The 20,357-nt window shown below is 61.8% G+C and carries 18 protein-coding genes; 10 read left to right on the forward strand and 8 right to left on the reverse strand.

The genetic code is table 11. The features are described 5' to 3' along the window. Nucleotides 1-329 precede the first annotated feature (329 nt). Genes HMPREF1219_RS08075 through HMPREF1219_RS08085 form a run of 3 tightly spaced genes read right to left on the reverse strand, consistent with a single transcriptional unit; the run spans nucleotide 330 to nucleotide 3,747 of the window. Nucleotides 330-1,178, reverse strand: coding sequence for a DUF5926 family protein (locus HMPREF1219_RS08075; RefSeq protein WP_016458412.1), 849 nt, complete (start codon nucleotides 1,176-1,178; stop codon nucleotides 330-332). Beyond that, nucleotides 1,150-1,923, reverse strand: a complete 774-nt coding sequence (locus tag HMPREF1219_RS08080; RefSeq protein ID WP_016458413.1) for a glycerophosphodiester phosphodiesterase family protein — start codon at nucleotides 1,921-1,923, stop codon at nucleotides 1,150-1,152. The genes HMPREF1219_RS08075 and HMPREF1219_RS08080 overlap by 29 nt, the downstream gene beginning before the upstream one ends. A 3-nt stretch (nucleotides 1,924-1,926) precedes the next feature. After that, nucleotides 1,927-3,747: a pyruvate kinase gene (locus HMPREF1219_RS08085; RefSeq protein ID WP_016458414.1), complete on the reverse strand. Its 1,821-nt coding sequence runs from the start codon at nucleotides 3,745-3,747 to the stop codon at nucleotides 1,927-1,929. 117 nt (nucleotides 3,748-3,864) lie between these two features. Between HMPREF1219_RS08085 and HMPREF1219_RS08090 the strand changes: the two genes are divergently transcribed. The 3 genes from HMPREF1219_RS08090 (at nucleotide 3,865) to HMPREF1219_RS08100 (ending at nucleotide 8,182) form a co-directional block, all read left to right on the forward strand. After that, entirely contained in the window at nucleotides 3,865-5,436 is a 1,572-nt protein-coding gene (locus tag HMPREF1219_RS08090) for an alpha/beta-hydrolase family protein (RefSeq protein ID WP_016458415.1), read from the forward strand. Nucleotides 5,437-5,572: 136 nt separating this feature from the next. Beyond that, a complete protein-coding gene (gene lplB / locus HMPREF1219_RS08095; protein WP_040427481.1) occupies nucleotides 5,573-6,634 on the forward strand; it encodes a lipoate-protein ligase small subunit in 1,062 nt (353 codons plus the stop codon). Between the two features lie 294 nt (nucleotides 6,635-6,928). Next, nucleotides 6,929-8,182 (forward strand): hypothetical protein, encoded by a 1,254-nt coding sequence (locus tag HMPREF1219_RS08100; protein WP_016458417.1) that lies wholly within the window; start codon nucleotides 6,929-6,931, stop codon nucleotides 8,180-8,182. A 552-nt stretch (nucleotides 8,183-8,734) separates the two neighbouring features. Here HMPREF1219_RS08100 and HMPREF1219_RS08105 read toward each other — a convergent pair. Then, nucleotides 8,735-10,234, reverse strand: coding sequence for an alkaline phosphatase D family protein (locus tag HMPREF1219_RS08105; RefSeq protein ID WP_245554434.1), 1,500 nt, complete (start codon nucleotides 10,232-10,234; stop codon nucleotides 8,735-8,737). A gap of 559 nt (nucleotides 10,235-10,793) precedes the next feature. Here HMPREF1219_RS08105 and HMPREF1219_RS08110 point away from each other — a divergent pair. Beyond that, on the forward strand, nucleotides 10,794-11,366 hold the full coding sequence (locus HMPREF1219_RS08110) for a Panacea domain-containing protein (RefSeq protein WP_016458419.1): 573 nt from the start codon (nucleotides 10,794-10,796) through the stop codon (nucleotides 11,364-11,366). Further along, entirely contained in the window at nucleotides 11,363-11,752 is a 390-nt protein-coding gene (locus HMPREF1219_RS12245) for a type II toxin-antitoxin system death-on-curing family toxin (RefSeq protein WP_051120530.1), read from the forward strand. The genes HMPREF1219_RS08110 and HMPREF1219_RS12245 overlap by 4 nt, the downstream gene beginning before the upstream one ends. 190 nt (nucleotides 11,753-11,942) lie before the next feature. On the opposite strand, the gene pabB is transcribed toward HMPREF1219_RS12245, so the two are convergent. After that, complete coding sequence (gene pabB / locus HMPREF1219_RS08120) at nucleotides 11,943-13,694, reverse strand: aminodeoxychorismate synthase component I (RefSeq protein ID WP_016458421.1); 1,752 nt, start codon at nucleotides 13,692-13,694, stop codon at nucleotides 11,943-11,945. 170 nt (nucleotides 13,695-13,864) lie between these two features. On the opposite strand from pabB, the gene HMPREF1219_RS08125 reads away from it, so the two are divergent. From HMPREF1219_RS08125 to HMPREF1219_RS08135, 3 genes are all read left to right on the forward strand, one after another. Next, nucleotides 13,865-14,470, forward strand: coding sequence for a DedA family protein (locus tag HMPREF1219_RS08125; protein WP_016458422.1), 606 nt, complete (start codon nucleotides 13,865-13,867; stop codon nucleotides 14,468-14,470). After that, nucleotides 14,471-15,145 carry an aminotransferase class IV gene (locus HMPREF1219_RS08130; protein WP_016458423.1) on the forward strand — a complete coding sequence of 225 codons (675 nt, stop codon included), beginning with the start codon at nucleotides 14,471-14,473 and terminating at the stop codon, nucleotides 15,143-15,145. A gap of 152 nt (nucleotides 15,146-15,297) precedes the next feature. Next, on the forward strand, nucleotides 15,298-16,515 hold the full coding sequence (locus HMPREF1219_RS08135) for an MFS transporter (RefSeq protein WP_156823272.1): 1,218 nt from the start codon (nucleotides 15,298-15,300) through the stop codon (nucleotides 16,513-16,515). Here HMPREF1219_RS08135 and HMPREF1219_RS12845 read toward each other — a convergent pair. Further along, nucleotides 16,439-17,293, reverse strand: a complete 855-nt coding sequence (locus HMPREF1219_RS12845; protein WP_169455915.1) for a hypothetical protein — start codon at nucleotides 17,291-17,293, stop codon at nucleotides 16,439-16,441. The genes HMPREF1219_RS08135 and HMPREF1219_RS12845 overlap by 77 nt on opposite strands. Nucleotides 17,294-17,603: 310 nt before the next feature. After that, entirely contained in the window at nucleotides 17,604-18,221 is a 618-nt protein-coding gene (gene msrA, locus HMPREF1219_RS08145) for a peptide-methionine (S)-S-oxide reductase MsrA (RefSeq protein WP_016458426.1), read from the reverse strand. Between the two features lie 116 nt (nucleotides 18,222-18,337). Here msrA and HMPREF1219_RS08150 point away from each other — a divergent pair, with 116 nt between their 5' ends. Beyond that, a complete protein-coding gene (locus HMPREF1219_RS08150) occupies nucleotides 18,338-18,946 on the forward strand; it encodes a superoxide dismutase (protein ID WP_016458427.1) in 609 nt (202 codons plus the stop codon). Nucleotides 18,947-18,971: 25 nt separating this feature from the next. Here HMPREF1219_RS08150 and HMPREF1219_RS08155 read toward each other — a convergent pair whose 3' ends face one another. Then, on the reverse strand, nucleotides 18,972-19,160 hold the full coding sequence (locus HMPREF1219_RS08155) for a hypothetical protein (RefSeq protein WP_016458428.1): 189 nt from the start codon (nucleotides 19,158-19,160) through the stop codon (nucleotides 18,972-18,974). Nucleotides 19,161-19,230: 70 nt separating this feature from the next. Between HMPREF1219_RS08155 and HMPREF1219_RS08160 the strand changes: the two genes are divergently transcribed. Further along, complete coding sequence (locus HMPREF1219_RS08160) at nucleotides 19,231-20,349, forward strand: hypothetical protein (protein WP_016458429.1); 1,119 nt, start codon at nucleotides 19,231-19,233, stop codon at nucleotides 20,347-20,349. Nucleotides 20,350-20,357: the final 8 nt, after the last annotated feature.

The raw sequence follows: 20,357 nt of genomic DNA on the forward strand, positions 1-20,357 counted from the left end.
TGGTGCCGGGGAGGAGGACGACCGGGTTCTTATCCGAGGTACACGAAAGATCGTTCATCCCCTTGGGGTACTGGCCTTTGTAGGCCAGGGTTTTAACCATCGCCGTGTAGAAATCATTCCCCGGGCCGAGCGCCTTCCCCGTGGGGAAGCCGTACTCGGTGTGCTCGGCGGTGTTGCCGGGCAACGGCTGCGTCTAATCCGGAGTTTCCGGCAGCACCGGAAGCGTGGAATTGTCACTCGAGCCGAGCTCGGAGGAGAGCCCGAAGAGTGTGGTGGAGAGGTTGCCGCTGCCATCGCCAAAACTGCGGTGAGGGCGGCAACCTTCTTCATTATCTAATTGTTACCTGCCTTGATTTAATGTTCTCCATCTTGTGGCGCTCCTCGGAGGTAAGGGGCGCGGAGTTGTCCTTATCCTTGGCAAAGAACTCGTTGAGGCGCGTAAGTTCGGCGTCGTACTCCGTGTGGGAGACCGTCGGGTCGAGATCGAAGACGGGGACGAGGATGCCGTGGGTGCGGAACACGCCGGCGAACTTGGTGCCCTCACCTAGGTTGAGCTCGTCCTTGGCCGCGGCGCGGGCCAAGGAGGCGAGGAGGGAGTCCTCGGCATCGGAGCGCACCCAGCGGATGTGGGCCTTGTCGCCCGCGTCGACCCAGAAGATCGTGCCGTCAACATCGGCGTTGACCTGGTATGACGGCATGATGGTGTTGTTGGCCTGCTCAATCATCTGCTTGGACTGGGCATCGGCGTTCTCCGGCAGCCACCAGTTGAAGTCCTGGTGCTCGGTAACATCGAGCTCCCCTGCGGGGAAGATGTCTGTGATGGCGGGCTGGGAGCCGTCGTTGGTGGCGTTTTCCAGCACGGCGCCGGGCTTGGCCTCTACCACCCACGCGAGGCAGTAGGCGAGGTCGCGGCCCGGGTTGTGGGAGCGGAGCCGCGACTGGAGGGCCACGAACCTCTCACCGGTGTCGCGCACGAGGGCTGCGACGGCACCGGGGAGGACGGTGGCCAGGGTGACCTTTTCGCCCTTGACCTCGATCTCGGCGGTGGCTGACGGCACGAACTCCTGCAGGGCGACGAGCATGGTTTCTGCGTCGAGCCCGGCGTAGGGGCGGGGGTCCTTCTCCAGGGCCGCGCGCTCGGCGGCGCGCTTAGCCAGCTTGGCCTGCCTGCGGGTCATCCCCTCGGGGAGATCCTGGTCCTTCTTCTTTTTCTTGCTCATGTGCAATCACTTTACCGATATTGTCCGTGGCAAGATACTTAACTCCCCGCTCACGGCACCAATCCACATCGTCGAGGTCATTGACGGTGTACATGTAGGTGGGCAGGCTGTGGCGGCCGATGAGGTCCGGGTTGATTTTCGCTTCCCCAATAAACAGGCCGTGACCTGTGGGGCTGCCGAAGCGCTCCATGGCGAGGTTGGCCCACAGGTAGCGCAGCTGGCGCAGCCAGATGCGGTCCAGCCGTGGTGCCAGGCGCCGGATCCGGTTGATGGAGACAGGCGAGAACGAAATGATGTGCACCCGGTCCGAATCGAGCAGGCCAAAGTAAGAAAGCTGGCGGACGATCTGCTCCTCCAGCATGACGCCGTAGCGGGAGGGGTGCTTGGTCTCGATGAACAGGTGCGTATCGGGGTAGCCCGTCGCCATCTCGAGGAAGGTACGGAACGTGAGCACCGATTGTGGGCACTCCTCGGTGCCGAAGTTCACGCCCTCGAGGTCCTTCATCGTGCACGTGGACACCTTGCCGGAGCCGTCGGACACGCGGTTTAAGAAGCGATCGTGGATGCAGATGAGCTCGCCGCACTGGGTGAGCCGGACGTCGGTCTCCACTCCCCCGGCCCCCATCTCGAAGGCCGATTGGTAGGCAATTTTCGTCTGCTCGGGGTAATTCTCGTTATCTCCACGATGCGCAACAATCAACATGTGTCAGTCTCGGTCCCAGGAATGGATGTGCCGCAGCATGATGCGGTTCTTGCGCTGGGATTTGCCCAGCTTCTTCGCCATTTTATCGAGGATCTTGATGGCATCGGTGATGTGGGGGCCCTTGTTGAGCATGACGCACTCGCTGCGCAGCGCAACGGCGGCGTCGGTGATTTCCGCGCGCGAGGGCAAACCGTTCTTGGCCAGGTTTTCCAGGATCTGGGTGGCCATGACGGTGGGGATGTGGGCCGCCTCGGCCACGGCCTGAATCTGCTGGGGGACCTCTGCCATGCGGGCGAAGCCGAGCTCCACGGCGAGGTCCCCGCGGGCAATCATGACACCGAAGCGCTCGTGCTGCAGGCCCTCAAGGAGGACGAGCGGCAGGTTTTCAAACCCGGGGATGGTCTCGATCTTGAGCAGCAGGCCGAGATCCTCGCGCGGCATCCTCTCCAGCACGTAGGCGACATCCTCCGGCGTGCGGATGAAGCTCACGGCGGCAATGTCCGCGTACTCGCCGATGAATTTGAGGTTTTCCTCGTCCTCCTCGGTGAGGCTGGGAAGCGGTAGCTCCGTGTCCGGGAGGTTGATCCCCTTGTACGCCGCGAGGTTCGCGCCGCCCACCTTCGTCCGGTCGATCTCGAGGGTCACCTCCGTTTCCTCTCCCCGCTTGTCGACGCTTATGGCGTGGGATGCGATAGCCCCATCGTCGAAAAGCACCTCCTCGCCGACCTTGATGGCAGTGACCGCAACCGGAAGAGTACAACCGATTTTGGGGACGCCGGGGAGCTCCAAATCAGCGTCCGACTGATCCGTGGTGAGGATGAGCTTGTCGCCCGCCTCCAGCCGGAGCTTGCGAGTGGTGGTGGGGATGCCGGAAACACGCGTGCGCTCGTACTCGCACTCGAGGAGAGTGCCATCGGCGATGTAGGCGTTGCGCTCGCCCTGCGCCAGCGCCCCGTCGGGGGTGAGGTCCGTGACCGTGAAGTAGCGGCGCGACCCGCGGGTATCGTGCACCATGATCTGCGCGCCGACGGTGAGACGATCGAACCAGCCCGCATCCACCTGGACGGGAAGAGCCGGCCTGCCGGGCAGCCCCTCCGGCACCGGCGGCTGCGCGGTATCGGTGGTATACGGCTTGCGGGTGATCCACAGCTTGGAGCGGGTGAGCACCACGCCGGCCTCGTCGCGGGTGACACGCGCCCGCCCCACGGCCGGGCCATCGGCGATGCCGGCGGTGCGGATCTTGGGACCCGCCAGATCCATGGAGATGTCGAGCTTATGGCCGATCTCCTTCTCGGCGCGGCGGACGTTGGCGATCATCTTCTTCCACGCCTCGGGGCCATCGTGGGCGCAGTTGATGCGGGCGAGATCCATGCCCGCCTGGGCAAACCCCAGGACGAGCTCGTAATCCTCGGCGGCCTCAGCGGGCAGCGTCACCATGATGAGCGCCGGTGACTCGTTGGGCGAGGTCCCAAGCAACAGCTCCGAGTGCTCCTCCAAGAGGTCATCGGCCTGGGCCATCTTGTGGTTGATCTCGGCGAAGCTGTACTTCATCTCCTTGCCCTGGATGCTGGACACCACGTTGTGGGCCGCCTGGATTCTCGCGCGCACGCACGGCTCGGTGGTGGATAGCCGCGTGGCCCCCACCCGGGACAGCGCCGCCTGCAGCTTGGAGTGGTCGTGCCCGCGCAGGTAGGCGTAGTCCACCACATTTTCCGCACCCACCGTGTGCCGCGGGTGCACCTTGGCTATCTTGTCCTCGTACTGCTTCGCGTGGTCTGCCATACCCTCCAGCAGCTCGTCCAGTTCCTTGAGCAAGTCATCCATACCTATATCTTCCATCACTCGGCGCAGTTTTGCAGGGTATCCAAGCCCGCGCCCCACAGGAGCGCCCGGCACCCAGTTGCGCGGACAGAACGTCCGGATACGGTTACGCTGTATCGGGTGAACCGACTTGCCCGCACCGTCTTGCGCATCATCCCCGGCGTGCGTCTCCTCGTGGCGCGCGGCAAGGAGGTATCGGCGGGCGTGCTCGGCGCGGAGATTGGCACGTGGGCAGCCCTTTCCCCGTCGCTTCTGCCGCGTCGGCCCTGGCAGACCGCGCTCAGCGTGGCCGGCTGCCAATCCGTGGGGCACGCGATCGCCGCGGCGGTACACCGTTTCGTGGGTGGATTCCGCACTCCTCACCTCCCTATTGCTGCTATCACCGCCCTGGCGGTGGTGCGCTCCGTGCGCAAACAAAACGAGATCGCCGACCTGGTGGAATCCCCGCGCCCGACGACGCGGGACCTACTCTCCGGGGCGCTCATGGGGACGGCGGGCTACGCCGGGTTCGTCATCGTCGGTGAGGCAATGAAGGCACAGTTCCGGCTCGTGCGTTCCCTCGTGCGGAGCCTCGCAAAGAGGTTCGTACCGCACCCTCCGCGGATACCGTACCCAGCGATTTCTGCCCTCGCGGTGACGGCGACGACGTGGCTCATTGGCACCCGCTTCCTCGTGGTGCGCAGGCTTGCCGCCCGCGTGACGGAGAACGCCGAGAAGGTGAACCTCATGGTCAACCCGAAGCATCCGCGTCCCGCCTCGCCGCTGCGCTCCGGCTCCCCCGCATCGCTCATGAGCTGGGAATTGTTGGGCGCCAAGGGGCGCGAGTTTGTCTCCGGCGACGCGCGGGAAACCACCGGGCGCGACATCGACTGGGACGACGAACCGATTCGCATCTACGGCGGCATCGGCGCCACGGTGGACGAGATCCTCCAAGAAATGGATCGCACCGGCGCGTGGGCGCGCGACTACCTCGTCATCCACATCTCCACCGGCACCGGCTGGGTGAACCCGTGGTCGGTCTCGGCGGCGGAGATCGCCGCCCGCGGCCGCTGCGCCAGCGTCTCCATGCAGTATTCCTACCTGCAAAGCCCCATCGCCTACGCCGTCGACCGCGAGACTCCTGTCACCTCCGCCCGCGCGCTCATCACCGCCATCCTCAACCGCCGCAGCGAGGGCGTGTATATTGCCGGTGAATCGCTTGGTGCCTACGGCGCGGCCTCCAACGCCGACCTCCTGGAACGCGTCGACGGCGCAGTGTTCACCGGCACCCCGCGGTTCACCCCGATCATCACCACGGTGAGTAAGGCTCCGCACTCCATGCCCGTGGTGGACGGTGGCGCACACATCCGCTTCCTGGCCACGCCGGACCACCTCGACCGCGACGTGTTCGACCGGCCGTACCGGTCCGCGTGGGAACGCCCCCGGATCGCCTTTGTGCAGCACCCTTCGGACCCCGTGGCGTTTTTCGATTGGCCGATCTTCTTCCTCCCGCCCCGCTGGATGCGGGACCACCTGCCCGGCGCGGACCGCACGAATGCCCTCCTGTGGTGGCCCCTTGTCACCGGCTGGCAACTCCTGGTGGACATGCCCACCTCCCACCGCCAAACCGGCAGCCACGGCCACACCTACCACGAGGAGCTGCTGCCCATCTGGCAGAGGGTGCTGGATCGTAGATCCAGCACCGTGGAATAGGAAGATCCAGCACCGTGGAATAGGAAGATCCAGCACCATGAGTAAGGAAGATCCAACGGTGCCGGATCATAGATCCAGCACCCTGGAAGAGGAAGCACCACGACCAGAACGGGAAAGTAAGGCTACCCTTGATACCATGACTTCTCACCATTTTGAACTCAAGGTGCCCGGCGGGAAACTGCTCGTGGTGGACACCGATGTGGAAGACAACACCATCACCAAGGCGCAGGTCTCTGGCGATTTCTTCCTCGACCCCGAGGAGGCCTACGACGCCATCGGCCCGGCACTCGCCGGCATCTCCGTCAAGGAGCCCACCGACGACATGACGGCCCGGCTTGACCAGGCCCTGGGCGAGTTTGAGGACCTGGAATACCACGGCTTTACCACCCACGACATCGCCACCGCCATCAAGCGTGCCGTCTCCGGCGGCACCGACTTCACCGACCACACGTGGGAGATCCTCCGCCCGGGCCCGCTGCCCACGCCGGTGAACGTGGCGCTCGACGAGGTCATCCAGGGCCAGGTGGCGGACGGCACGCGCCCACCGACACTGCGCTTTTGGGAGTGGAACGATAAAGCTGTTGTATTCGGAAGCTACCAGAGCTATTCCAACGAGCTCGACCAGGGGGGCGTCGATAAGCATGGAATCGTACCGGTACGCAGGATGTCGGGCGGGGGCGCGATGTTCATGGAGGGCGGGAACTGTATCACCTACTCCATCTACGCACCGGACAGCCTCGTGGCCGGGTACTCCTACGCCGACAGCTACGCCTACCTCGATCAATGGGTGCTCGCAAGCCTTAAAAAGCTGGGCGTGAATGCGTGGTACGTGCCCATCAATGACATCACCTCCACCGGCGGGAAGATCGGCGGCGCGGCACAGAAGCGGCGCCGACACACCGTGCTCCACCACACGACGATGAGCTACGACATCGATGCCGACAAGATGATGGAGGTGCTGCGCGTGGGCAAGGTGAAGACCGCCTCCAAGGGCATCGCCTCCGCCAAGAAGCGCGTGGACCCGCTGCGCCGCCAGACCGGCGTGCCCCGCGAGGAGATCATCGATACCATGGCCCGCGAGTTCACCACCCGCTACGCCGCCACCCCCACAGAGCTCACCGACGCCGACCTCGCCGCCGCCGAAAAGCTTGTCGACGAAAAGTACGGCACCGAGGCGTGGACCAAGAAGATTCCGTAGAGGGGGAAATCGGGGGTACCTCGGGACCGTGTTGACGCATCGGGACCGTGACTGGCGTCTCGAGGTTCCATAAAACCGCTCGGGGGTGTAATGTTACTAATGCAATCGGGGGCAAAAATATTTTTCAAGGCGCATGGCCTCTTCTTCATCTTTTCAGGCGCGACCTTTGACGCTCCCACGATTGCCCGCAGCACACGCTGCGACACTTCTCCAGTGCGCTCGCACCACCAATCCCCCTAAACACTGGTTGCCCCGGTGTTCGAGGCAACCACCCCACAAGTGAAAGGTTGTCTCATGGAGACCAACTACTACGTTGTTGCAGGCCTGCTTCTCAGCGACTGTGGCCCTGGCGATAGCGGATTCTACGACCCCAGCATGAGTGACTGGCAAAACACTTCTTTTGCCGAATGGTTCAACCGTCGCGGCTACGAGGTGCCCCACGAGGAACTCGACGAGGACGAAGCCCAGGCCAAGCTCGATGAAATCCAAAAATCCTACGACGAGTGGGAAAACGCCTGGGAGCCCGAAGACGAGGACAGTGAAGCACTGCGCTCCGAATGGGGCAATGTTCCCCCGGCGCCCCTGTACGTGAGCACCGGGATGCTCCTCATCATGGATGACGGGCGCGACATCCGCTTCCTCTACGATCCCACTTGTAACGAGTGGGTGCGCACGACGCTTGCCAACTGGCTTATGGACACCGCGTGGGCCGGCACGTGCGAAACCCTCAACGCGGACGAGGCCCGCAACCGTGCCCAACAGCTGCGCAACGAGTGGGAACACATCTCCACCGACGGCGACTGCGGACGGTGGTATTTTCACGACCACTTCGTCTACAACGATCCCGAATCCATGGAGGACCTTGACGATTGGTACGGCTACACTCCCACCTTTGGAAACAGGCTTTTGTGGCCCTACAACATCAAGGACAACCAAGCGAAGGCCGAGGTGGTTGCCGAGACGAAAATCCTCGATGACACCTACGACCGCGATGTAGAGGGCCCCAACGGTCGGGTGTTCGAGACGACCCCCGACGATAACCCGTGCGAGGGAGCAACCTTCTACTCCAGCGGCGGATTGTGCATCATGGAGGACCCAAAGCATCACTGGTACATGTACGACCCACGCAACAGGCGATGGACCCGTACCTTTCTCGGCTACCTTTGCTACTGGGAAAGCTACTCCGAATTCCACTCCAAACCGTGGGAGGAGATGCGGAAAAGTGTCATTATACAACAGCAGAACGCGGACTCCCTCCTCGAGGCGCTGGAACTCCTCGACGAGGCGGGCATCGACTACCCCCACACCAGCGCCGTAGTGAAGTGGCGCGACGAGGCATCGGCAATCGAATTCGACCCCATCGAGCCCCGGTTTTACTACCACGGGAGGCTACTCGTCATGGACTCCGGCGACGGCTGGGGGTTCTTCTACGATCCTGTGACCCGCGACTGGCGAAAGGACCACCAATCCGGTGGCAATGGAGATTCCCTTACGCCGCTTTCCGTAGGCTCGTCTAGCCATGTTAAATTCTTCCCTCCTCGGAGATGAATGAGAACGCTTCCCCTCACGGGGCGACGTCCGAGTCGCAAGATTTCGCGGCTCCCTGGCCCCCCGGAATGACTCCGGCTGGAGGGCCCGCACGCGATCTGATGTAGTTGTCCTTTTCCAACTACCACGACTGCGCCCGAGGTTAGCGCCTACTTTTTACTTTTGCAATTAGTTTTGCGCACATAAGTTCTCTTTAATTTTACGCACCCTCCACGCATTTTTGCAGGTTCCGGTCATATTTGCACTGTTCAAGCAAGGATTCTTTATTCACATAAGCGAAATTGCGGAAACCTGCTACATATTAGGCTTTTCAAAAGCCAGAAAATCGCGAGTTACGACTCACCGCCAGCAGCCAGGCAGTATAAGTTTTTGTTGAAGCGTCATATAATCTTCGTCACACTACGCGCAAAATTGCGCTGTCCATGCACATTCGGGGGTGCTCGGAGCGGAGCTCCGAGCACCGCAAAACCGAAGCTCCGAGCACCGCAAAAGTGAATTGCTCCGAGCGCCACAGAATCAGGCGTTCCGAGCGCGTATCACGGCGCGGAAAACCTAGACGATTCTCTCCCCGTCCCAGCTCTCCTCGTGCGCGAGGCGGATGGGGGATCCCTTCGTCTCCACGTCATCCACGCGAAACCAACGAGCGTCGACAAGCTCGGAAGTGAGTGTGACCAGCATGAATCCGTGAGAATCGAGCTCAACGTGGTGAACGTGCGGATTCACCTGGCGCACGTAGGCGGCAAGGGCGCGGGAGGTGGGGTTTCCCGCGGGCAGGTGCAGCTTATCGTCCACATTGGGGGCCGACACCGACGTGCACACGAACTCCGGTGCGACCGTGCGGCCCTCGACGCGCAACTCCGTCGCCCATTCCGAATGAATGTCGCCGGTGAGGAACACGCACCCCGGCGTGCGGGCGACAAGCTCCAACAGGCGCGTGCGCTCCGCCTGGTAGCCGTCCCACTGATCCGGGTTGAGAGGGAGAGACCCCATGCCGTGTCCCAGGTATTCGGTCAATGGGGTGCCAAGAATGTTGAGTGGCGCCATCATTACTGAGTTGCCGATGATTTTCCACCGGGCATCCGACGTGGAGAGCCTGCCGCTCAGCCACTCGAACTGCTCCGAGCCGAGCATCTGGCGTGTGGGATCCTGGGATTTAAAGCGCGTCGGGGCGCTGCGGTACGTGCGCAGGTCGAGCATGGAAACCTCGGCAAGCTCGCCGAAGGCGAGGCTGCGGTAGATGTGCCCGCCGGTGCTCGGGGTGGTCGCACGGATCGGCATCCACTCCAGGTACGCCTGCATCGCGCCCGCCCGGCGATCCATATCCACGCTCGCCGCCCACGAATCGTTCGCACACTCGTGATCATCCCACGTGACAATCCACGGCAGCGCCGCGTGCGCCCACTGCAGCTCCGCGTCCCGGCGATAGTGCGCGTAGCGGGCCCGGTAATCCTCAAGCGTCACGCACTCCCACTCGGGTGCCGTCGGCCGGGTGATGCCGTGTTTGCCCGCGTAGCGCCCGGATGCGTACTCGTAGAAATAATCGCCGAGGTGGAGCGCCACGTCGATCTCGCCGTTTTCCGCCTGCCGCGCGATCTCGCTGTACGCGCCGAAGTAGCCGCTCTCCATGTTCGCGCAGCTTGTCACCGCCAGGCGAAGCTCCTGCGGATCCAGTGGGGCGGTGATGGTGCGGCCAGTGCGGCTGATGTCCGGGGCAGTTGGTGCCCCGCCTTCTGGGAGAGAAAAACGGTAGAAGTACGTGGTGCCGGGCGTAAGACCCGTGACATCGACATGGACGGTGTAATCGTGCACCGGGCTGGCGTAGGCGATGCCGGTGCGGGCGAGGCGGGTGAAGTTCTCGTCGATTGCGACCTCCCACGCGACGGGAATGGGCTCGGATGGCTCTCCTGGAACGGTCACGCGCGTCCAGATGATCACCGACGTGGGCGTGGGATCCCCGCTTGCCACGCCGTGCTGGAAGACACCGCCGGGATCGTCTCGCTCGGAGTATTGTGCGCGGGCGACCCCCATCGTTGCAGCTACAGTTGTGGTCACTGTTGCCAAAAACGTCCTACGCGTTAACCCCATGGCCCTCATTGTGGCCGGTAGCGTTCGGCTTGGCTAGGGTGGCGAGACAATCTTCACGAAGAGTTCACTGGGGGTTAACGGCGGCGCAGAAGACACACGCATAGCGAACTCATTGTGCCGGCGACGGCGGCTTTCTCCCTACAAGTTGCGGGCCCTTCACACGTGCAGGCTAAAAATTAACCCACAAGCGGCGGGCGAAAACGCAAAACCCCAGGAGCACTCACTCCTGCACGGCGGTTTAAAGGCTAAGAATTAACCTTCAAGATTCGTCTTACTGAAATTGATACCAAGGACTGTGCTTCCACGGCAGCGATGCTACGCCGGTTTCAGCCCACAAGTGATAGGAGGCGCTCGGCGAGAAAACTGTTGCAGCTCTACCGTGAGATACACAACTCAATATAGGAGAGTCATTGTCCTTTCGCCTTAGGACCTTCACGAGGCCGGTTCGAGTTTAAAGTTTTTTGATGTCTTATCCCATTTTTCACTCTTCATATATGATGGCCTGTGAGAAGGGAAAGGAGGCGTAATGGTCAAAGCTATCGATGTTGCACAGCAGATTTACGATTCTCTTGGATGGGTAGACGCATGGAAATTGCAGAAGCTTACGTACTATGCTCAAGCGTGGAGCCTCGGGTGGTATGGTCGGCCGCTTTTTGACGGACATTTTGAGGCATGGGTGAACGGTCCCGTCGAGCCTTCCCTCTACCAAGCCAATAAGAACAACCGAGAGTGGCCTAAAGGCACCACAATTCACGGGGCAGACTCGTCCACATTGAACGAATGGCAACGAGCTGTTGTCGCCTCGGTGATTGACTATTACGCTGATTTCTCCAGCTCAGAACTTGTGACGATCACTCATTCCGAGTCTCCGTGGATAAAAGCCAGAGGAGACATGTCTCCCCACGATCGCAGCAATGCACCAGTTTTGGAATCCGAGATGAAAAAATTCTATGCAGCTCACGAAGCGACCAGTAACGACGGCCCGCGTCGTCCATTTCTGACGTTGGCACAACCGGACAGCACCGAGGAAGCGCTTGTGAAGCTTGAAGCGCAAGCCGAACGGTGGAAGGGTGCTTTAGCCCTCTTAGCTGAAAAGTGAATGAATATTGCGTTCCACCGGATGCTGTAATCCGGGTCAACGCCACAATCATTTGCTCCGATGGATTTAACCTGCTCGACCGTGGGAAATTAGAATCTGCGCTGGCAGCGCCACTCCAGACATTTTTTGGACGCTACCTTGTTGAATCGTCAATTGAGCGAGCCGCCATGCTGTTGGAGGGGATTATCCATGCACATGCGTTTATTGACGGCAACAAACGCACGGCATGGGTGGTGACCTCCTACTATTTGAGCAACGAAGGTTTTCCGCTCACCGATATTGCGGACACGGTAGTTGCGGATTTTGTTGGATCCGTGCCAAGCATGGATCATGCTTTAGCCGGTAAAGAGATTGCCCGGTGGCTGGTGGACCATCTCGACTGCTAACTTCCCGCTGCTTGTATCCCTGACCTTTGCCACTCGACTCCATCCGAAGGAAAGCGCTTCACACGTGCAGGTTAAAAATTAACCCACAAGCGGCGGGCGAAAACGCAAAACCCCAGGAGCACTCATGCCTGGACGGCAACGTGAAGGCTAAAAATTAACCTGCACGTGTGCGGGGCCTCGGCCCCGGTGATTACAGCACCGGCGCGGCCTTGACCAGGATCTCCTGCCACTCCTCCTCCGGGTCCGAGAGCCTCGTGATCGCTCCGCCCATGCCGTAGGTGGCTGTCTCCCCCTCCACAACGATCGTGCGGATGACGATTGACCAGTCCATCGCGCCACTCAAGGAGATGTAGCCGATCGCGCCGGAGTAAATGCCACGATGATGGTGTTCCTCCAGTTCACGGAGGATTTCCACGGAGCGCTCCTTGGGGGCACCCGTCATAGATCCGCCGGGGAAAGCCGCGCGGAAACAATCGACTGACGTGGCATCCGGTCTCTTCACCGCACGGATAGTGGACACCATCTGGTGCACCGTGGCGAAAGACTCGATTCCGCACAACACAGGAACCGTCACCGACCCGGGAACCGCCACGCGGCCGAGATCGTTGCGCAACAGGTCGCAGATCATGAGGTTTTCCGCACGATCCTTCACACTCGTGGCCAACTCCTCCTTCAGCTGCGCGTCCTGCACGCGACTGGAACCACGGGGGCGGGTGCCCTTGATTGGTTTGGCCTCCAGAGAAGCGTCGACAAGCCTCAAGAACCGCTCCGGTGAAGTAGAGAGAGCGGAGGTGGAACCGAAACGGACAAAGGACGCGAACGGGGCGGGGTGCTCGCGGCGCAACGCGTTGTACACCGCCAGCGGGTCGGCCGGGAAGGCGAAGGAGAGCGAATTGGTCAGGCACAGCTCGTACGAGTCACCGCGGGCGATAAACTCCTGGCAGCGGCGGATCTTATCCAGGTACGTCGCGTGATCAAAGCGGAATTCCCGCGGTGTGGCGGGCAGAGGTTCAGCGGGAATGGAGGCGGAGGTGCGCGGCTGCCACGGCTCAAAGCCCAGCGCAAACACCTCACCGGTGGGGCTCACGGCGAGACAGCGATCCACCTCCAAGAGCCGGGCCTCGCCCTCGTAGGTGACGTAACCCGCCCAGCCGAGGGCGAAATCGCACGGCACCGCCGACGTATCCACCGGGATGTCCGTGGCCTCGACCTCGTCAAGCCCGCACGTGCGGGAGCCCGTGCACAGGTAGCTCCACCCCGTACCGTCGGACGAGTCGAGCCACACGGCGTGCTCCTCCGCGGCGAAATTCGCCTGGAAAAGCTCGCTTGCTTGGGCTTTGGTGTCCACCTGCTCGCACCACACCGTGCGGACACCCTGCTGCACACCCTGCTGCACACCGAGGAACTCGCGCATGAGCTCCACGCCGCCAACGGAGGCGATGGATTCCGGGTGATACTGCACGCCCTGAAAAGGCAGACTGCGGTGGCGGGCCGCCATGAGGGTGCCGTCGGCCGCGAACTCCGTGGCCTCAAGCTCCGGCGGAAGATCCGTCACCGCCAGCGAATGGTAGCGCGTGTGCCCCTCGGTCACCTCGCCGTGGCGGGGATGCGCGGCCCGGGACAGGTTCGCGCCGAACGCCATGCACATGCCCTGGAGCCCGAGGCACACGCCGAGGATGGGGGTGGCCGCTGGCGCGGCCACGGGGGTACCGGCGGCCACGGGTTTTAAGGCCGGGTCCGTGAAAATGCGCGGGTACCACGTGGGATACTCCTCCGGGCGGCCCGGGCCCGGGGAGATGATGATGCGGTCCGCGGCGCGGATGTCCTCCTCGGTGACATCTTCCGCCAACACCACCGTGGGCATCACGCCCGCAGCCTGAAACACCAGGTGAGCGAGATTGTAGGTGAACGAATCGTGGTTATCAATGAGAAGCACACGCACAATGAATAAGTGTAGCGGGCGGGGTGCGGTTGGCGGGATGGTGCCTCTAGGCGGGCCGAGTTCGTGTGACTAGCGCGTTCCCTGCCTATTGCTGGTAATATGCTAACGGTTTGCCAGCTTGCCGGAGTAAGTTGCTAACACGTTGTACCCGTCACGTGAAAGAGTGCTTGATGTCCTTATCGAATATTCTCGATGCCGGTGCCCTCCTTGAGGCATTCGGCCCTTTCGTGCTCCCAGGACTCGCCATCGTCGTGTTCATCGAATCGGGATTCCTGTTCCCGTTCCTGCCCGGCGATTCCCTGCTGGTCACAGCGACAATCCTGCGCGATACCTTCCACCTTTCCGTGCCGTCGATCCTGGGTGTGGCGATCGTCGCCGCGTTCCTCGGCGACCAGGTGGGGTTCTGGCTCGGCCGCGAGTTCGGGCGCAGGCTGTTCAAGGACGATGCCCGCGTACTCAAGACGGAGTACCTGCAGCGCGCCGAGGACTTCTTTGCCAAACACGGCCCGTTAGCCCTGGTACTCGGCCGGTTTGTGCCGATCGTCCGCACCTACGTGCCACTGGCCGCCGGCACCGCCGAGATGCATTACACCTCGTTCCTGCGCTGGAACGTCCTCGGTGCTATCGGTTGGGTGTGCTCCATGGTGGCCGTGGGCTACTTCCTGGGCAACATCCCTGGCATCGCGGACAACGTCGACGCCATCGTCATCATTATTGTTGGCATCTCCGTGCTGCCGATCATCATTTCCTGGCTGAGGAGCAAGGTGAAGAAGTAGATGCTTCCGGGGTACGGGCACTTCACCACCTTCCTTTTGGAGCCCCCGAATCGCGTGCGCGGCCTCACGTTTCACCGCGCTCGGCTGGCTGAGGGTCACCGCACGCTTTTTGGTCGGGCTCTCCCCACCGGGCTTGTCGACGGTCTTTCGTGCACCGAGCCGACAATTGTAAAGGTCACCCTCTACGACGACGACGTCGAGGTGACCACCCGCCCTGTTCCCACCTCCGCTCCGATGAGCTGCGACTTCTTCCCGCTGACGCGGAACCTGCCACGCGTGAAACACCTGGGGCTCGCCCCGCAGTGGTACGCGCAGAAACACGTCGCCGCCGACGATGCCATCCTCGTCACCGGCGACACCATCACCGAGGGGTCCATGTTCAACGTGGCCTTCATTACCCCCGACGGCGCACTCGAGTGGCCCGAAGGTGAGGTTCTTCTCGGCACAACGCAACAGCTCATCGAGGGTATCTGGCCAAGCACCAGGCGGGAGATCCATACCTGTGAGCTAGGGCGCTACATCGGTGCCATAGGCACCAACGCCGCCCGCGGAGTGCGCCTTATCACCCGCATCGGGCACGATTTCACCACCTCAGAAGCGGGGTGTGAGGTAGCCCGCGACGTTGCCCGCGCCTATATGGAGATTCCGGGGGATGCGCTGACTTCGCTGAACTAGCACCCTTTCGGGAGGGAGCGCCATTCGCCCGGCGAAGGGGAACCGACGGCTGTAGTCTTCCAATCAAGATTGGAGGAAAACATGATCGGCCATCTGAGAGGCGCTCGTTCAACGGCGTTCTCACCAGCACCGTCATCATCCTCTGGCTAACGTTGGACTACCTTCCGCGTACCACCCTTGATCCGCCTTCCACCCTTGCGATCTACCTCGCCGTAGAAGGCCTCCTCGTGCTGCCTGTCTTCGCCCGCGCCGGCCACATCGCCGACACGTACGCGCCTTACACGGTGGCCGAGCTTTCCCAATACCTCAACATCGCCTCTATGGCCGTTCTTACCTGCCTATTGCTCTTAGCAGCTCCAAGCCACCCCTTTGTGACGCTTGCCGTCATGGCGCTTATCCAGATGACCTTTATGAACAGAGGCATCCTTTTCGACTCAGCAGTCATGGTCATCATCACCACCCGCGTCCCGGAGGACAAGCAACCCGCGTTCTTCACCTGGAATTTCCGCGCCAACCTGGTGACCCCGCTGACGGCCCCCCTACTGGGCGCGGGGCTGTTCCAACACAACGTATACGTCGCCATCGCCGTGTGCGCCACGCTCAGCCTCGTCTCTGCGCTGCTTCTCGCGTGGACCCGCACGCACAAGGTTCCTTCTTCTGCTTTTGCGGACAAGCCCACTCTCACGGTGGTGCGGTACGCACGGGAATTTACTAGGACGAAGCCCCGCGATCCCAGCGAACGATTCCAGGGGTTCGGGGCGTTTCGCCACCTGGACTTCGCCGGCTTCATCCTCTTTCTCATCGCCGCCGAGGCACTGGGAAACCGCTCCCGCGATTCGTTCGACGTGTTCTACGTAACCGATACCTTCCACCAACCCGCCACGAGCTTCGGGGCGATTTCCGTGTTCATGTTTATCGGCATGGTCATCGGCACGGCGGCAAAATCCTGGATTTCTGCGCGCTGGAAACAGTGGTGGTGGCCCGTGGTTTTCTACACCATCTTTGCAGTCAGCTTTGTCAGCCGCGGGTTCGCGCCCACCATCTGGGTGTTCTTTGCGTGCTGCTTGATCGGCGGCATCTTCGAGGTGGCGTGGGTATCCAACACCGAAAAGCACTACTTAGGCGCGGTGAGCGCCGCCAAATCAGCGTTCTTCTCCATCGTGTCTACCTGCGGATACCTCGTCTGGGCTGCGTACGCGTGGTGGGGCGGGCGCGTGAGCACTACCTTCATGGCTACGCACGGCTACCGCATCGCCTACATCGTCGGCGGCGTGCTCATCCTCGTGGGGGCTGTCAGCTCCATCCGGCTGTATAGGAATGTCGATTGGGTGGGAGAACCTGCTCCTGCGGAAAACACCGCCCGCGATTAACCTCGAGAGCCCGGGTGAGCGAATCGAGCCACTCGCCCGAGGCGAACGTGTCTTTGGCCACCCTGACCAGGTAAATTCCTTCGCTGACGAGCTCGCGCTCGCGGGCGCGCTCTTTCTCACGGGCCACATCGGGGCTGGTGCCGAACTGTCCGTGAGTTTTGCCGTGGCCGTCGTACTCGAGGCCGACGGAGTGCTCCCGGTTGAAGAAATCCAGGCGCCCGATCCTCTTGCCCGCACTGGAAATGATGGTGACCTGCTGGCGGAAGCCGTGGATGTAGTTTTCGTACAAAGCCGCTTTGACCTCGCTTTCGCGCGGGCTCTCCGAAAGGTTGTTGATGAGGCCAACCGCCGCCCGTGCGGTGGCGATACCCGCCGCCCGGCGGCGCTGTGCGAGGGCCTTTATCAGCAACGCATGCGTGATGAGGCCACGGTTTGCCAGCTGATCCCCGATAATCACGGCCTCGTGAAGGCCGTGCCAGCGGGCGATATCGATGACCGTGAGCTCCGGGGACGTGACGGCGATGAGGCGCCCCGCCCACGTGAACTGGGTGATGCCAGCAGCGGAGCAAAACCGATTGACCACGCCGGGAAGTGGAGCATCGGTGCGACCCTTGACCTCCGCCGGAAATCCGTGGCGCTCGTCCACCTGCGGGAGTCTCCACATCGCTCCGGCGGAACGCCCGACAAGTACGCGCCCTGATATTCCGAGCGCACCGGATCTGAGCACCGACTTCTCCCCCGGGCGCAGCCCAGCAAATGTATCCCTTGGTACATACATGCCACGCGCAAGCTTGATCAGCTCCCCGCGGCGGAACCGCCCAGAAATCCGTTGCTTTCCCGAGTGAGAAAAGTCCCCCGTGAAAATTATGTCCTCCCCTAACATGTGTCTAGTTTCGCACGGATCGCGCGGGCACGCCACTCGGGGAAAAAACTTTTGCAAAGTTCCAGTAAATTACTGGAACTTTGCGGGTGGAGGAAAACAAAAGCCCAGGTGGCGAAATGCAAAGTTCCAGTAATTTACTGGAACTTTGCTGGGGGAGGAACAGGCGGAAAGAATGGGGCGGATGGGGCCGATGGGGCGGGTGGGGTTAGCCGCAGGCGATGCCTGTGGCGTGGACCGGGCAGTAGCCGCCGGGGTTCTTGTGCAGGTACTGCTGGTGCTCGACCTCGGCAAGGTAGTAGTCCACGTGGGCGCGGATCTCGGTGGTGAGCTCGCCGTAACCTACCTCTTTGAGCTTGGCGGCGTAGGCGGTGGCGATGCGGCGGGCGATGTCCGCCTGCTCATCGGTCTCGGTGAAGATGCAGGAGCGGTACTGGGTTCCCACGTCGTTGCCCTGCCTAAAGCCCTGGGTGGGATCGTGGGCCTCGAAGAAGATCTTCACCAGCTGCTCGAACGAGATTTTTTCCGGATCGTACACAACCTTCACCACCTCGGCGTGGCCGGTGCGGCCGGTGCAGACTTCCCGGTAGGTGGGGTTGTGGGTGTAGCCGCCGGCGAATCCCACGCTTGTGGTGATTACACCAGGGGTGGACCAGAATAATTTCTCGGCGCCCCAAAAGCAGCCCAGGCCGAATAGGACGTAAGCGCCAGGGGAATCAAGTGGAGTGCCAAGGACCGCGTGGGTGCCCGGGTTGGGGAGGACGGGCGATTTTCCGCCCTTCAGTGCAGTGTCGGGGGTGGGCATGATCGGCTCGTTGAACAACATAGGGCTACCTTACCCCAGGTCAGCGGGGTGCGGCGAAAAAAATTTCACAAAACCCCTTTACAAGAGCGGAAATTCACCTATGATGGGGGCCACGTCAACAAGAAAGGACAATCGATATGGCTGACATTTACACCCTCCCCGAACTCGACTACGCATACGACGCTCTGGAGCCGCATATCTCCGCTGAGATTATGGAGCTGCACCACTCCAAGCACCACGCAGGTTACGTCAAGGGCGCCAACGCCGCGCTCAAGGCACTCGAGGAGGAGCGTGCCGGCGACGCCAACGCCGACAAGATTCGCGCCTACACCAAGAACCTCGCATTCAACCTTGGTGGCCACACCAACCACTCCATCTTCTGGAAGAACCTCTCCCCCAACGGTGGCGGCGAGCCCACCGGTGAGCTTGCCGAGGCTATCAATGCAGACTTTGGTTCCTTCGAGCAGTTCAAGGCCCACTTCTCCGCAGTAGCCACCGGCCTGCAGGGCTCCGGCTGGGCAGTGCTCGGCTACGACCACCTCTCCGGCCACCTCATCATCGAGCAACTCACCGACCAGCAGGGCAACATCTCCGTGAACTTCACCCCGCTGCTCATGCTCGACATGTGGGAGCACGCCTTCTACCTCCAGTACAAGAACGTCAAGGCCGACTACGTCAAGGCCGTCTGGAACGTCTTCAACTGGGACGACGTGGCAGAGCGCTACGCCGCAGCGAAAGCTAAGTAGGTTCTGGCGAACCCGCTATAACGATTTACGCGGCACCCTCTTGGGTGTCGCGTTTTTTAATGAGCAAACGGGTGGTGAAGACGACGCTCACGACGATCAGGGGGAAGATGATAATGCCGATGGAGAGCGCATTCCAGTCCAGCCAGATGAAGAAGGCGAGGGCTGCCACCATGAAGATCCACAGGCCAATGAGGATATTTCTGTCTATGTGCATGGTGCCCACGGTAGAGGCGCGGTGACCTGGGGGCAATGTACTTTCGTTCCTTTTGTCTACTGTTGACTATATGAAAACAAAGGCCCTGGCACCGGTGATGGCGTGGTTTGTCGCGGTTATTGTGCTGGCAGTTACGGCGCAGCCCCGCTGGTTCGTCATCCACGCGTTCACCCTCGGCGCTGTAACGACGTCCATTGTGTACTGGTCACAGCACTGGACAGACAAGTTCATGGCGTGCAAAACGGACGCGGTGCCGCGGGTGCTGGTGCTGAATGCGTTTATTGCGCTCATGTTTGTGGGGCAGGCTGTGGAGCTCTTCGCGCTGTTCTGCGCTGGTGCCGCGGGGGCTGTGGGCGTATTGCTGTACCACGGCTGGCGACTGGCGCGGCAGTACCGGCCGGGGCGTCGCTTTTCCAGTTCCGTGCTTGGGTACGTGATTGCGGCGACGTGTTTCGTGGTTGGTGCCGGGGCGGGGGTGCTGGAACGGATGGACGTACACGTCGCGTTTATGGTGCTTGGGTTCGTGGGGATCACGGCGCTATCGACGCTCGCCCTGATGCTGCCGATGGTGTGGCGGACACAGATGAAGTCCTCTCGGATAGAGGTGGCGATTGCGCTGCTCACGGTGGGTGTCGTGATCGTGCCGTTCAGCGTGGTGGGTCTCGTTGTCTACGTTTTGGGCTGGCTGTGGGCGTGCATCGGCTGGGCGCGGGAGATCGCCACCGTGCTGCGCGATCCACGCGACCGCGTGGGATACGCGGCGCTGACAATGGCGCTGTCCATCCCGTGGCTCATCGGCGGGCTGGTTACATATGCGTTTTCGGGCGTGGTTCCGACGGCGGCGCTGGTCATCGGGTTCATCGGGCAGCTGCTCATCGGTGCCATGAGCTTCCTCCTGCCCTCGCGGATGGGTGGCGGCCCCGGCGCGGTGCGGGCCGGCATGTACGCGCACAACCGCGGGGCGTACTACCGGGTGGTGCTCACCAACCTGGGACTGCTCGCGGGCTTTCCGGTGCTGGCGGTGGCGTCGCTGGCAATGTTCCTGCCGGCGCAGTTCGTCTCACGCAGGGAGCAGCAGGCGGTGCTCTCGGGTGAAGCGGAGAAACCGGGTCTGGCGCGCTATAACCCCTGGTGGCAGGTAGCAGGCGGCGTTTTGACCGTGGTGGCCGTGTGGGCGCTGACGCTGTAAATATACTT

It is taken from the genome of Corynebacterium pyruviciproducens ATCC BAA-1742, assembly GCF_000411375.1.
Lineage (GTDB): Bacteria > Actinomycetota > Actinomycetes > Mycobacteriales > Mycobacteriaceae > Corynebacterium > Corynebacterium pyruviciproducens.